General features: G+C 66.2%; 9 protein-coding genes. 6 read left to right on the top strand and 3 right to left on the bottom strand.

Features of this window, described 5'->3' with window-relative positions:
• Window positions 1–58 precede the first annotated feature (58 nt).
• Window positions 59–1,294, bottom strand: a complete 1,236-nt coding sequence (locus B2747_RS18150) for a glycosyltransferase family 4 protein (protein WP_291164327.1) — start codon at window positions 1,292–1,294, stop codon at window positions 59–61.
• Between the two features lie 135 nt (window positions 1,295–1,429).
• Between B2747_RS18150 and B2747_RS18145 the strand changes: the two genes are divergently transcribed.
• From B2747_RS18145 to B2747_RS18135, 3 genes are read left to right on the top strand one after another with little or no spacing between them, the layout of a single operon-like run.
• Window positions 1,430–2,302 (top strand): alpha/beta hydrolase, encoded by an 873-nt coding sequence (locus tag B2747_RS18145; protein WP_291164324.1) that lies wholly within the window; start codon window positions 1,430–1,432, stop codon window positions 2,300–2,302.
• Between the two features lie 49 nt (window positions 2,303–2,351).
• The gene (locus tag B2747_RS18140; RefSeq protein ID WP_291164321.1) at window positions 2,352–3,074 is read left to right on the top strand and encodes a DUF2461 domain-containing protein; all 723 of its coding nucleotides are present in this window, start codon (window positions 2,352–2,354) and stop codon (window positions 3,072–3,074) included.
• 11 nt (window positions 3,075–3,085) lie between these two features.
• A complete protein-coding gene (locus B2747_RS18135; RefSeq protein WP_291164318.1) occupies window positions 3,086–3,934 on the top strand; it encodes a VC0807 family protein in 849 nt (282 codons plus the stop codon).
• A gap of 31 nt (window positions 3,935–3,965) precedes the next feature.
• Here the strand turns inward: B2747_RS18135 and B2747_RS18130 are convergent, their stop codons facing one another.
• Window positions 3,966–4,841: a DUF5602 domain-containing protein gene (locus B2747_RS18130; protein WP_291164315.1), complete on the bottom strand. Its 876-nt coding sequence runs from the start codon at window positions 4,839–4,841 to the stop codon at window positions 3,966–3,968.
• A gap of 278 nt (window positions 4,842–5,119) precedes the next feature.
• Here B2747_RS18130 and B2747_RS18125 point away from each other — a divergent pair, with 278 nt between their 5' ends.
• The 3 genes from B2747_RS18125 to B2747_RS18115 are packed head-to-tail and all read left to right on the top strand — an operon-like array spanning window position 5,120 to window position 12,248.
• Complete coding sequence (locus B2747_RS18125; protein WP_291164312.1) at window positions 5,120–5,707, top strand: ECF-type sigma factor; 588 nt, start codon at window positions 5,120–5,122, stop codon at window positions 5,705–5,707.
• Between the two features lie 59 nt (window positions 5,708–5,766).
• Window positions 5,767–9,039, top strand: a complete 3,273-nt coding sequence (locus tag B2747_RS18120) for a protein kinase domain-containing protein (protein ID WP_291164309.1) — start codon at window positions 5,767–5,769, stop codon at window positions 9,037–9,039.
• Window positions 9,036–12,248 (top strand): protein kinase domain-containing protein, encoded by a 3,213-nt coding sequence (locus tag B2747_RS18115; RefSeq protein ID WP_291164307.1) that lies wholly within the window; start codon window positions 9,036–9,038, stop codon window positions 12,246–12,248. Before B2747_RS18120 ends, B2747_RS18115 begins: the two co-directional genes overlap by 4 nt.
• Here B2747_RS18115 and B2747_RS18110 read toward each other — a convergent pair.
• Window positions 12,249–13,408, bottom strand: a 1,160-nt coding sequence (locus B2747_RS18110) for a hypothetical protein (RefSeq protein WP_291164304.1), incomplete at its 5' end; no start/stop codon positions are given.

The raw sequence follows: 13,408 nt of genomic DNA, 5'->3' as shown, positions 1-13,408 counted from the left end.
CGGTTTTTCAGCACCCTGCTAAGGTTCAGTCGTGTTCACCGCGTGTCAAGGTAAAATTTCACTGCTCCGAAGAGGCAGCTGGTTCAGCAATTTTACCAGGGCAGCCAGCAGGTGCAGCAACCGGTTCGTGCGCATCGTTTAGCACGTGTGTGTAGTGACTGAACAGTTTCGCCCACACCGAGGCCCAGTCGCGGCGCTGCGCTTCGCGCAGCCCAGCGGCGGCGAGTGCTGCGCGCCGCGGCGCATCGTGCATGAGCGTGTGCACAGCGGCACGCAGCACATCCGGCGACGTTACGTCCACCGGATAGGCCGTGCCGTTGTGCGCAAACTCGTACGTGGGGCCTGCGTGGTGCGACACCACGCAGAGTCCGGATGCCATGGCCTCGAGCACCACGTTGCCAAACGTTTCGGTGACCGAGGGAAACACGAACACATCGGACGAGGCGTAGCACTCCGCAAGCGCATCGCCCTCCTGCCGTCCGGCAAACAACACCCCTGCCGGAGCGGACTCGCGCAATCGTGTTTCAGCCGGCCCATCTCCCACAAGGAGAAAGCGCAGCCGATCGGGTTGCGCGGCCAGCAGCGGACGCAGTGCTTCCATGGCCACATCGATGCCCTTCTCGGGGGCCAGGCGTCCCACGTAGCAGCAGAGCAACGCGTCGTCCGGTACGCCTTGCGCGCGTCGACGCTCGAGCGAACGACGCGCCGGATGAAAGCGTACCGTGTCTATGCCACGACTCCATACAGCCGTACCACGAAATCCCTGCGCGCTGAGCTGATCGGCCACATGCTGCGTCGGCGCGAAGGTGGCGAGGCCGCCGTTGTGAAACCAACGCAGGAACGGCCAGGACAGCGCATCGAGATGCTGCAGGCGGTAGTGCTTGAGATACGCCGTGAAGTGCGTGTGATACGAGCTCACCAGCGGCAGACTCAACGCGCGCGCGGCCTGTCGGCCCGAGAGCCCCACACCGAAGGGCGTGGAGACATGCACGAGGTCGGGGCGAAATGATTCGAGCAGTGCGCGGGCCCGCACGGTGGACGGCGTGGCCATGTGCAGTTGCGGGTACGCCCAGAACGGTCGCGCGGGCCAGCGCTTCAGCTCATAGTGGGCAGCGGTTGGCGCTGCGGAGCCGTCCTCCGGCGTCACCACCATGGTGGCGATGCCTCGCCGATGACACTCGGTCACCAGTCGATCGAGGGTCCGTGCCACGCCGTTCACCTGCGGCAGCCAGGTATCGGTGAAGAGAGCCAGCCGAGTGACGGCGGGCGGAGCGGAGCGCGACGGGTTCGTCATGCCGAAGGCTGGGGCCGCGACATTGCGACAGGATACCGGCTTGGCCGCATTTTCGTCCCTGTTCGGTCACGATTGCCGATGTCCGGTGTGAACGGCGGCAATTGGTCGGGCTCAGGGTGCCGGTTAGCATTCGGGATGTACCATGCTGGTCTTCCTGCGCCACAGGATCTCGCGCCGCCCGCGGCGGTGCGCGTCGGCTCGCTGCTGCACTTCCCCGCACTGCGCTCGCGATTTCTTCCGCAGCCGCATGATGTCATCGTGTGCCTGCCGCCTGAGTATGATGCCGATCCGGCCCGGCGCTATCCGGTGTTGTATCTGCATGACGGGCAGAACGTGTTCGACGATCTGCCATTGTCGCCGTTCGGCGTGCAGTGGGGTGTGGACACGACGGCGCGCGCGCTCATGCACGCGCAGGTCATCGAGCCCATCATTCTGGTGGCCATCGGCAACGCGGGTCGTGATCGCATTGACGAGTACACGCCCACGCGCGACAGCATGCATGACGCCGGCGGCATGGCAGATCGGTACGGTCAGATGCTGGTGTACGAAATCAAGCCGTGGGTGGATCGACAGTGGCGAACGCGTCGCGGCCCACGCGACACGGCGTTGGCCGGCAGCTCACTGGGGGGATTGCTGAGTCTGCATTTGGGCCTCACGCATTCCGCGATTTTCGGCAAGCTCGCGCTCCTGAGCCCGAGCGTGTGGTGGGATGATCGCTGGATCGTGCGGCAACTGGCGAGCTCCGACGACGGACGTCCCGATCTCCGCATCTGGCTCGACGTGGGCACGGGGGAGACGCGCATGCTCAAGGGCACGCGTTTGCTGTATCGCATGCTGCAGCGCCAGGGCTGGCGTGATGGCCACGACCTGTCGTATCACGAAGCGCCGGGTGCCCTGCACGACGAGCGGGCCTGGGGTGAGCGCAGTGGCTTGTTCCTCCAGTTTCTTTTTCCGTCGTTGAATACGCCGCAGGCCATTGCTCGCGCCATGTCGTCGGGCATGCGCTGACTGTTGCAGCTTCTCACGCTACGCTTCCACTGATCTGACACGACGCGTTATGGATGCCAAGCCCAGTTTCTCGCCCAAGGCGCTCACTTTTCTGCGCGGCCTCGCGCGTCACAATCGCAAGGAGTGGTTCGAGGACCACCGTGGCGACTACGAGCGCGAGCTCAAGGCGCCGCTCGCTGCCCTGATTGAAGAGATGGATGTGCGGCTGGCCGAGTTTGCGCCGGAGATCGTGGGCTCGCCGAAGAAGTCGGCGTTTCGCATTCATCGCGATGTGCGCTTCAGCAAGGACAAGGCGCCCTACAAGACGCACGTGGCCTGCTGGTTCTTTCACCGCGACGTCGGCACGCGCATCGTGAGTGAAGCCGTGCATGGTGGGGCCGGCTTCTACATCCAGGTCAAGCCCGGCGAGAGCTTCTGCGGCGGAGGCATCTGGATGCCCCCGCGGCCGGCCTTGCAGAAGATCCGCGAATGTCTGGTGGACGATCTGGACGGGTTTGAGGCCATCGTGAAGGACAAGGCGTTCCGTCGGCGCTTTGGTGCGTTGGACGAGGAGGGCCGGCTGACGCGGGTACCGCGGGGCTACGCGCCCGACCATCCGGCGGCGGAGTGGCTGCGCTACCCATCGTTTACCGTCGGGACGGACCTGACCGACGCGGAGGTGACCAGCAGCCGCCTGCCAGCCACGCTGGCCCGTCACTATGCGGCCCTGACGCCGTTTGTGCGCTGGCTCAACTCGGCGCTGGGACTGCCTCCGGCCTCCTCGCGGCTCTAGCTTCCGGGTTCATGTCGAAGACGGTCAAGCTCACTCTGGATATCCTCATCGGCGCCGTGGCGCCGGTGCTGATTCTCAAGTACGGGACCGCGCCACTGGGTACGCTCACTGCGTACCTCACCGCGGCGCTGGTGCCCGTGGCATGGGTGCTGCTCGACCTGCTGGTCATTTCGCGGCGCTTCAACTTCATCACCACCTATGGCGGCGCGTCGGCCATCATGCGTGGTGCGCTCGCGTTCTGGTACGTGGACGGCGCGCTGTTCGCGTTCAAGGACAGCGCCAGCTATCTGCTGGCCTTCCTCGTGTTCGGACTGAGTGCGTTCTCCGCCCGACCCGTCACGCGGGCGATTGCCCTGCAGGGGCTCGACCCCGATACGCCCGATCGCGAAGCGCAGATGCATCGCCTGCTGGACGAGCCCAGCGTAGGGCAGGCCATGCGCCGCGCGGCGTTGTTCATTGGATTCACCAACCTTGCGGCGGGTGTGGTGAATTTCGTCATCAATTACCGCATGGTGCTGGCGCCATTCAACACGCCGGCGTTCAATGACCAGGTGGCCAACGTCAACGCCATCACGCGCCTTGTGCTCGTGTTGCCGGACATGCTGGCGCTGTTCTATGCGTTCAGCCTGATGTACAAGGCCATGTACGCGCTGCTGCCCGCCAGTGAGAATGCCGATCCCGATGCGGGCGAGTTCTGGACGCTGCTGGCGCGCCGCGAGGATGCCATGGCGCTGGTGCGCACGGATGAACATGGGGCACGCGCCACCACCGAAGACGGTGCGCGTGATGCGCTGCTGTCGGACACGGACGTTGGGCAACGCGCGAACAAGCAGGCGCGCGGCGAGTTCGGACTGAACTGAACCGGCCGCGCGCCGTGGGGCGTGGCCGTGCTTACTGCCGCTTCACGAGGCTGCCGAGGGCAATGCGATACTCGCGTGCCGTGGCATCGTAGGTGATACGGTACGTCGTGGGATAGTAGCCCGCCTTCTCGACCTGCGCGGACTGCGGCAGTGGCACCGTCAGGTCAGGCTTGGTCAGCAGGAACGCGCGCGTGATCATGGGTTCGTCGAAAATGAAGTGTCCATCCCACGAGCCGTGAATGAAGGTGTGCGTGAACGCCTTGTGGTTGGGCGACGTCGGGGCCTGCAGTTCCGGCGAGGCCACATCGAGCCAATGCACCCCCATGCGCGGCACGGCGCTCACCGGAGCCGGTGGCGGCGGCAGCACCATGTAGCGGGGCGGCACATAGGCCGAGGCCGGGAAGCGCGCCGCCTTGGCACCGAACTGCGGGTCGGCAGGATCGATGGCGTTCCGCTCGGCCTGCGAAATGGTGTAAAAATGGAAATCGAAGTGCGGCAGATCGTAGATGCCCGGCGGTTCGTGACCCGCGGCATTCCAGTCGAGCGTGATGAACTGGTACTGTGTGCCGTGCCCATTGGGCAGCGTGAGCAGGTACTCATGCGAGTCGGCATGATTGTGCCCGCCGCCCGGCTGGGGGGCGGCCGGGGTCGGCAGACTCTCGAGGGCGGCGGCGTCGAGCGCCACACCCACCTCCAGCGGACGGTTGCTGGCGCGCTCGTCCAGCACGACGTAGGCGCGGGCCTTGCCGGCACCCACCGTCAGTGGGGCGCCGTAGTGGCGGAATGTGCCAACGGCCTCGGCGGGCACGCGGTCGGGCCGCGAGATCGGGGTGTCTGCAGTGGGATTGTCAGAGCAGGCGGCCAGGGCGAACGGAGCCAGCGTGGCCAGGCGCAGAAGTGTCGACATCGACGTATTCTCGGCTGAGGGATTGAGCGAAAACCGCACGACCCGGCGCGGCGCGCAGGTCGCGCCATCTGGGTCAGGTGTCCACGCAGCGAGATCGGCAGGCCGGGTATTTCATGCCCGTGGCGGTTTTTCCGGCCTGACGGGGATCGTGAAATGGCGGGCGCGAGTATTTCGCTTGAACTTGTGACCGTCCGTCCCCGACCTGCGCGGCATTCGGCCGCAGGTGTCGGAGCTCGTCTTCGACCCGAGCCAACCGTTCGCCCATCCGAGTGCGTTCCATGTCCAACGGCTTCACCCCCGACCTGACCGGATACCTCAAGCGCTGGCGGGAGGGCGATGACGGCGCATTTGGCGCCATGCTCCCGCACGTGTATGAGCGCCTGCAGCAGATGGCACGAGCCCGTCTGCGGCATGAGGCGGTCGGACATACGCTCGATACGGTGGGTCTCGTGCACGAGGCCTATCTGCGCATCGCGCAGGCCGGCGGCACGGATTGGCAGGACCGTGCGCATTTCTTTGCGGTCGCGTCCACGGCCATGCGTCGTGTGCTCATCGACCACGCCAAGCAGCGGCGGGCCGAGAAACGCGGCGGTGGACGGCAGCCCATTGAGCTGGACGCTGAACGGCTGGGTGACGCCGGCGTGGTGGCTGACAATGATCCCGACACGTTGCTCAGTCTCGATGCGGCGCTGACCCGTCTGGAAGTGGAGTATCCACGTCACGCCAAGGCGGTGGAGCTCCGCTATTTTGGCGGCTTGTCCCTCGCTGAAGTGGGTGAGGCACTGGGTGTGTCGGCGCCCACGGCCATGCGCGACCTCCGCTTTGCCCAGGCATGGCTGGCGCGCGCGCTGAAGGACGAGCAGTAGCGCCGGCTGGTGCCGCCCCGCGCTATCGTGCGGGTGGCTCTCTCGCCATGTTTGGGGCGATGTCCACGACGTCCCATCCATCACCGCATGACCCCGTCGCGGCGCTGCCTGAGGTTGCGTCGCTGTTCGGTGAACTGGCCGAGCTGCCGGCCGCCGAGCGCGCCACCCGTCTGCGTGTACTCGACCTCGAAGCGCCGGATGTCGCCCGCGAACTGCGCGCGTTGCTCGACATCGACGCCGATCGCCATGATTTTCTCGGGCTGTTCACCTTTGCCCTGACCGGGGCTACGCGAGACGATGCCTCGGCGGGGGTGACACGTGGTGGCGCTACCTGGACCACACCCGAGCCGGTGGCCACACTCGCACCCTCCGTGCAGGTCGGGCCGTATCGCCTGCTGCGCGAATTGGGCCGTGGTGGGATGGGCAGCGTCTGGCTCGCCCGCGATCATCGTCTCGCGCGCGACGTGGCCCTCAAGTTTCTGCCTGGCACGGCACGCATTCACGACGAGGGCGACACCCCGAATCGCTCGACGCGCGCGTTGCAGCGCACCCGCTTTCTCGTGGAAGCCCGCGCGGCGGCGGCCATCGATCATCCGCACGTGGCCAGTGTGTATGACATCGGTGCGGATGCGGCGGGGCAGTTGTTCATTGCCATGGCCTACTGTGCGGGCGGCTCGCTCGCCCATCGCCTGCAGAGTGGCGCGCTGAGTGTGGACGACAGCGTGGAGGTGGCCACGCAGGTGGCGGCGGCACTGCATGCGGCGCATCAACAGGGTGTGGTGCATCGCGATGTGAAGCCCGCCAACGTGTTGTTCGATGCCTGGGGGCGCGTGCGCCTGGCGGACTTCGGCATTGCCAGTCTGCCCGGCCACGAGGCCACGCGCAGCGGCTCCGTGCAGGGCACGCTGGCCTACCTCGCGCCCGAACAGCTACGGGGAGAGCGCGCCGATTCGGCCGCCGATCTCTGGGCCTTGGGCGTGACCATCTACGAGTGCCTGAGCGGACAACGTCCGTTCACCGGCGATTCGATGGCCAGTCTCATGCATGCTGTGCTGCACACGGACCCGACACCACTGACCGATCGGGTGCCGGCAGTACCGGCCGCACTCGCGACGCTCGTGCAGCATCTGCTCGACAAGGATCCGCGTCGGCGTCCCACGTCGGCGCTTGCGGTGGAGCAGGCGTTGCGCGAAGGTCGCGCCCTTGCGGTGTCCACGCAGCGCACGTGGACGCGCTTTACGCCGCCGCCTTCTCACCTCACCACGTTTCTTGGCCGCGAGCGCGATGTCGAGGAGTTGGCCAGGCTGGTGCACGCTGAGCGTTTGGTGACCGTGACCGGGGCCGGCGGCAGCGGCAAGACCCGGCTCGCGGCGGCGGTGGCCAGCCGCTGTCTGGCCACCGACCGGTTTGCCGACGGGCGCTGTGCCTGGGTGGACCTCACGGGCATCACCGACGGCGCGCTTGTCGGTACGCAGGTGGCGGCCACCCTGCGAGCGCCGGAGCGCAGCGATGGCTCACAGCTCGATATCATTCGACAGGTGATTGGACGGGAGCCGCTGCTTCTGGTGGTGGACAACTGCGAGCACGTGTTGGATGGTGTGGCCTCGCTGGTCGATGGGCTGCTGGCGGCGTGTCCGGCGGTGCATGTGCTGGCCACCAGCCGTGAAGTGCTCAATGTGGGTGGCGAGCATGCCTGGTCGACGCCAGGTCTCAACGAGACCGATGCGCGTTCGCTGTTCGCGCAGCGTGCGCGGGCCGCGCAGGCCTCGTTCGAGCTCACGCCGGATCTGCAACCGATCGTGGATGAGATCTGCGCGCGACTCGATGGCATGCCGCTGGCCATCGAGTTGGCGGCCGCGCGGGTCCGCGCCATGCCGGTGCCGGAGATCCGTGCCCGGTTGAGCGATGTCTTCCAGTTGCTCTCCTCCGGATCACGAACGGCGCTGCCACGCCAGCGCACCCTGCGTGGTACGATGGAGTGGAGTCACGATCTGCTCGAACTGCGCGACCGCATCGTACTGCGCCGGCTGTCCGTCTTCACGGGTGGCTTCCGTCTGGACTTTGCTGCATCGGTGGCGGGTGGAGCGCCGGAGAGTGACGATGCCGCGGCCGATCACTGGCCCATTCTCACGGCAGACGCGGTGCAGGAAAGCGTGCTCTCGCTAGTGGACAAGTCGCTGGTGGTGGCCTACGAGGTACGTGACATTCCGCGCTTCCGGCTGCTCGAGACCGTGCGGCAGTATGCCATGGAGCGACTGGACGAAGCCGGAGAATTGGCACTCGCGCGCGAACGCCATGCGCGCGCCTATCTGGCGCTCGCCGAAGAGATGGCGCCGAAGTTCGTGGGTGGAGAGCACACACCGGGACTGATGGCGCGCATCATTGTCGAGAACGACAACTTCCGGTCTGCCGTCAACTGGACGGTGGACGAGGTGGTTGGTCCGCCGGATCGCGCGGAGCTCGCATTGCGCTTCGCGGCGGCGCTGTTCTGGTACTGGCACTCGTCGGCGGCGTGGGTGGGCACGGCGCGCTACGGAGAGCTCAGCGACTTTACCGTTCGCGCGCTGGCTCGCGGCACGGCCTGTTCGCCATCGCTTCGCGCCGAGGCGCTGACCACACTTGGTCTGCTGGGTTTGGCGTCCGGCTCCTGGGAGAGCGCGGCGGCGGCTCTCACCGATGCGCGGCAGCTGCGCATGGACAGCCACGACGTGCTGGCGCGTGTCTGGGTGGACGCGTGGTACGCGGCGGTGTGCCTCATGCGTGGCAAGCTCGAGGAAGGCTGGCAGGTTGCCGAGCGCGCCTGGCAAACGGTGCTGCCCTATCCGCCATCCATCGTGCACACGGTCACCACGTCGTGGCGTGGTCTGCTGGCCGTGGCCCGCGGCGACATGCGCACGGCCCGCGAGATGCAGGAGATCAACTGTCGCATCGGATACGAGATCGGGCACACCACGAGCAGCGCGCACGCCGAGGCCTTCCTTGGTACGATCAATCTGCTCGAAAGACGCATCGACGAGGCAGAACAGAACTTCCGTCGCTCCTACTCCATGCACTATGAGTTGCTGGATGGTTGGGGGCTGGCGCTCGATCTCGATGGCCTGTGCGGCGTCACGGTGGCGCGTGCGCAGTTCGTGCAGACGGCGCGATTGCTGGGCGCGGTGGATGCCTGGCGCCGACGCATTGGCATTGCCATGCCGGCGTTCGCTGCACCGCTCCGCGCGCAGTATGAATCGCAGGCGCGCTCCGCACTCGGCGCTGTGACGTATGACGCGCACTACTTGGAGGGACGGGCGTTGTCGCCTGATGCCGCCATCACGGCGGTCCTCACATGACCTCCACGGACGCCCAGAGTACGCTGGCGCAGGTGGCCTCGCTGTTCGGAGAGCTGTCCGAGCTGCCCGTGCCCGCGCGCATGGCGCGCCTCGCCGCGCTCGACGCCGACGCACCACTTGTGGCGCGCGAAGTGCGCGCGTTGCTCGACATTGATGAGGGCGGTGGCGACTTCCTCGGGCTCTTCACACTGGCCCCCGGTGCACGGGCAGCCGCTGCACAATCCGATCCCGCGCTGGCGGAGGTGTACGCCACAGGTGGCGGGGCCGAGTCTACGGCTCTCACCATTGGTCCGTATCGTCTCGTGCGTGAGATCGGCCGCGGCGGCATGGGCACGGTGTGGTTGGCCCACGATGACCGGCTCGCGCGTGCCGTCGCACTCAAGTTCCTTCCGCGTGTGGACGAAGACTCCACCACGTCGGCGCGTGAGCAGCGCACGCTCATGCGATCGCGATTTCTCGTGGAAGCCCGTGCGGCGGCTTCGCTCGATCATCCGCATGTGGCCAGCGTGTACGATGTCGGCATGCACAGCGATGGTCGTCTGTTTCTGGCCATGGCCTACTGTGCCGGCGGTTCGCTGGCTCAACGGCTCGATGCGGGCGCGCTGCCGGTAGACGATGCCGTGCGCATTGCGGGACAGGTGGCCTCGGCGCTCGACGCGGCGCATCAGCGTGGCGTCGTGCATCGTGATGTGAAGCCGGCCAACGTTCTCTTCGACAGCGCCGGCAATGCGCGGCTGGCCGACTTCGGCATTGCCAGCCTGCCGGGATACGATGCCACACGCACCGGCGCGGTGCTTGGTACCCTGGCCTATCTCGCGCCGGAGCAGCTGCGCGGTGAGCGCGCCGATCATCGCGCCGACTTGTGGGCACTGGGTGTCACGCTCTTCGAAATGCTGACCGGTTCGCGGCCCTTCTCCGGTGACTCACCGGCGTCGCTCATCCATGCGGTGCTGCACACCGAGCCCTTGCCGCCGAACGGCTGGCCCGACGGCGTGACCCCCACATTGCAGGGACTGCTCATGCAGTTGCTGCACAAGCTGCCCGACGGTCGGCCCACATCCATGGCGGAGGTGGTGGCCGTACTGCGGGACGGTGAGCAGGTCAGTGGCCCGCGATTCTTTGATGTGGTGCGCGAAACCACCGCGCCGCCCATGCCACTCACCGCGCTCGTGGGGCGTGACCGCGAACAGGATGCCGTGTCGTCATTGCTGGCCGAGTCACGTCTCGTGACGCTGACCGGGGCCGGTGGCAGCGGAAAGACGCGACTCGCTGCAGCCGTTGGTGCGGCGCAGCGTGCCATCTGGGTGGATTTCTCCACGTCCGCCGACCCGTTGCACGTGCCGGCGCAGATTGCGGCCGCCATGCGCATTCCGGAGGTGCCGGGTCGTGACCGACTCGATGTGCTGGTCGATGCCATCGGCGCGCGCGACGTCCTGCTGGTGCTCGACAACTGTGAGCACCTGCTGGACGCCATTGCCGCGGCGGTGGAACGCCTGCTGCATCGCTGTGCCGGGCTGCGCATCCTGGCCACCAGTCGTGAGGCCTTGGGCATTGTTGGTGAGCGCGCCTGGCTGGTCCCGGAGCTGTCGCGCGAACATGCGCGGGAACTGTTCGTCCAGCGCGCACAACTGGCTCAGCCCGGATGGGAGTTGCAGGCCGCCGATGTGCCGGTGATCGACGAGATCTGCGCGCGCCTCGACGGGCTGCCGTTGGCCATCGAGCTGGCGGCCGCGCGCGCGCGCATGCTCTCGCCGTCGCAGATTCGCGATCGACTGGACGATGCCTTCCGGCTGCTCACCGGTGGTACGCGTACGGCGCTTCCGCGTCATCGGACGCTGCGTGGTACCATGGAGTGGAGCCACGCCCTGCTCAGTGAGCGGGAGCGTGTGCTGCTGCGGCGCCTGTCGGTGTTTGCCGGCGGCTTTACGCTGGCGGCGGCAGAAGTCGTGTGCGCCGATACAGACGACACTGAAAGCCTGACAGCTGACGAGGCGGCACTCGATGCCTCGGATATTCTGGATGCCGTGTCGTCACTGGTGGACAAGTCGCTGGTGCTGGCCCGGGCCGAGGGCGCCGGCACACGCTATCGCCTGCTCGAGACGGTGCGGCAGTACGGACTGGAGCGACTGATGGAGGCCGGTGAGCTCGATACGTACGAGTGCCGGCACGCCACCTGGGTGATGCATTTTGCCGAAGGCAACGAATGGCATCTGCAGGGCGGCGAGATCAAGCCGGGTGTCATGCACCTCATGGTGCGTGAACATGACAACATTCGTGCGGCCCTGTTGTGGGCCACGCATGGTGATCCCGAAGCCAACGATCGCGGCAACATCGGGCTCCGCACCATCTCCGTGCTGTTCTGGTATCTGCATGGTGCGGCGGGGTGGTTGGGTACGGCGCAGTATGGCGATGGCATTCGTTTCATCACGACCGCCCTGGCGCGTGACCCGCGCCGCAATCCCCGCCTCACTGCGCGCGGCTGGCTGGCGTCCGGATGTTTTGGGTTGGCGAGTGGCGCATGGGAGACGGCCATCACGCACATGCGCATTGGCATTGACCAGTTTCATCAGCTCGGTGATACCTGGTATGAAGCCTGGGGCAAGGCGTGGAGCGGTGCCGTGCTGCTGATGCTTGGCCGTCTTCGCGAAGCGCGCGAAGTGTTGGCCGAAGCGCAGCGGATGGCCGACACGATGGCGCCCAGCGTTCTTCAGAATGTCATCTACTCGTGGTCGGGACTCACGGCGCGTGCCCAGGGCCGCTATGAGGAGGCACGGCGCATTCAGGAAGCCAATGTGGCGTTCGGATCACGCGTCGGTCATGGAATCGCCCATGCTCATGCCCTTGCGTTCCTTGGCACGCTGGACCTGCTCGAGGCGCGCGTGGACGACGCGGTGGCGCATTTCCAGGAAGCCTTCACCATGCACGTGCGCATGCACGACGGCTGGGGGCTGGCGCTGGATCTCGATGGCCTGGCCGGCGTGGCCGCACTGCGCGGCGATGCATTGACGGCGGCTCGATTGTTCGGGGCCGTGGACGCGTGGCGCGAACGCGTGGGTGTCATTCTACCAAGCTTTGAGACCACCGACCGCGAGGCGCGCTTGGTGTGGACGCGCGAAACCCTTGGTGCTGCCTTTGCGGAAGCGTACGCAAACGGGCGGCAGCTCTCTCCCGAGGCCGCCGCCCGTCTAGTCCTGGCACACGCCGGCTGATCAGCCGCCGAAGAAGCCGAAACGGCGGCCCAGTTCACCCAGATTGCCGAAGCGCTGGTTGACGATGGTGTTGTAGATCGAGCCGAACGTGTAACCCATGCCCACGTTGAAGTTGTAGCGGAAGTTCGTCTGCAGCTGCTGACGCTGTGTGAGAATGTCGCTTTCCGACAACGCTGCGCCGGCAATGTAGATCTGGTCGCGTACGCGCGAGGCCGAACCGCGCACGTTGAGGCTGAAGCCGCGACCCAAACGCAGGTCCACGAAGCCGGACAGCGTGACGTGGTTGCGGTTCAGGTCATGCAGGTACTGCGCGCCTTCCAATGTGAGGTTGGTGTTGCCCCACTTCTGCCGCTGGTTGAGCGAGAGCAGCAGCGTGTGGTTGAATCGCGTCTCTTCCTCGCGGTCGAAGATCGTGCGACGGTAGTACTCGTAGTAGTTCGGGCCCACGTAATACAGTGCCGTGAGCTGCCGCCGCGTCGCTTCCTGCCACGGGAAGTAGTTGTATTCGATGGCCGGCGAGAGCCGCAGCGAGAACTTCTGATTGAGCACCTCGCTGAAGCCAGCCGAGACCTTCACGCCAGCGGTCCAGTGGTCGTTGAGCGTGCGACCGAACAATCCGTTCGTGTTGGCCGCGCGCTGCAGCACGACCACCGAGGTCGTGTCCCGCACACCCGGCGTGTTGGGGTTGTTCTGCAGGATCTTGAAGTCGCGCTCGTTGTAGCTGCCGGTTGCGCCGAGATTGATCTTCCACTTCTCGGTGGTGCGGGCAGCCGAAAGACTGGTGGAGAGATTGGTCGTGCGCACGAGCTGCTCACCCGACGCGTTGATGTTGCCATCCACGCGATAGAGCCAGAGGTTCCAGCGGTCCTTCACGGCCTTGGCATTGAGCGACGGCGCCACGAGGCCGGGTGCAAGGCCCACGCGCATGCGGGTCGCGATGGGCGTCCGGGCGATGTACGGCGCGAGACCCAACTGGAAGGTGCGCAGCAAGTCGCGACGCACGACATCGTCGGCGTCGTTGGGCAGCGTGGTCACCACCAGCGTGTCCGTCTTGCTGGTGTACTGCTTCTGGCCCAGAAAGTTGACCGTGATCTGCCGTCCGCCATTGGCGGCATTGAGGGTGGTGAGCAGAAGATGCACTGTAAGTATTCGGGAAGCCT

This window comes from Gemmatimonas sp. UBA7669, assembly GCF_002483225.1.
GTDB lineage: Bacteria > Gemmatimonadota > Gemmatimonadetes > Gemmatimonadales > Gemmatimonadaceae > Gemmatimonas.
This window is presented reverse-complemented; position numbering and strand designations above follow the sequence as displayed.

Excerpts from the sequence above, each read along its gene's own strand:
- B2747_RS18150 (WP_291164327.1), bottom strand. The coding sequence starts at position 1,294 with ATGACGAACCCGTCGCGCTCCGCTCCGCCCGCCGTCACTCGGCTGGCT.
- B2747_RS18145 (WP_291164324.1), top strand. The coding sequence starts at position 1,430 with ATGTACCATGCTGGTCTTCCTGCGCCACAGGATCTCGCGCCGCCCGCG.
- B2747_RS18140 (WP_291164321.1), top strand. The coding sequence starts at position 2,352 with ATGGATGCCAAGCCCAGTTTCTCGCCCAAGGCGCTCACTTTTCTGCGC.
- B2747_RS18135 (WP_291164318.1), top strand. The coding sequence starts at position 3,086 with ATGTCGAAGACGGTCAAGCTCACTCTGGATATCCTCATCGGCGCCGTG.
- B2747_RS18130 (WP_291164315.1), bottom strand. The coding sequence starts at position 4,841 with ATGTCGACACTTCTGCGCCTGGCCACGCTGGCTCCGTTCGCCCTGGCC.
- B2747_RS18125 (WP_291164312.1), top strand. The coding sequence starts at position 5,120 with ATGTCCAACGGCTTCACCCCCGACCTGACCGGATACCTCAAGCGCTGG.
- B2747_RS18120 (WP_291164309.1), top strand. The coding sequence starts at position 5,767 with ATGTCCACGACGTCCCATCCATCACCGCATGACCCCGTCGCGGCGCTG.
- B2747_RS18115 (WP_291164307.1), top strand. The coding sequence starts at position 9,036 with ATGACCTCCACGGACGCCCAGAGTACGCTGGCGCAGGTGGCCTCGCTG.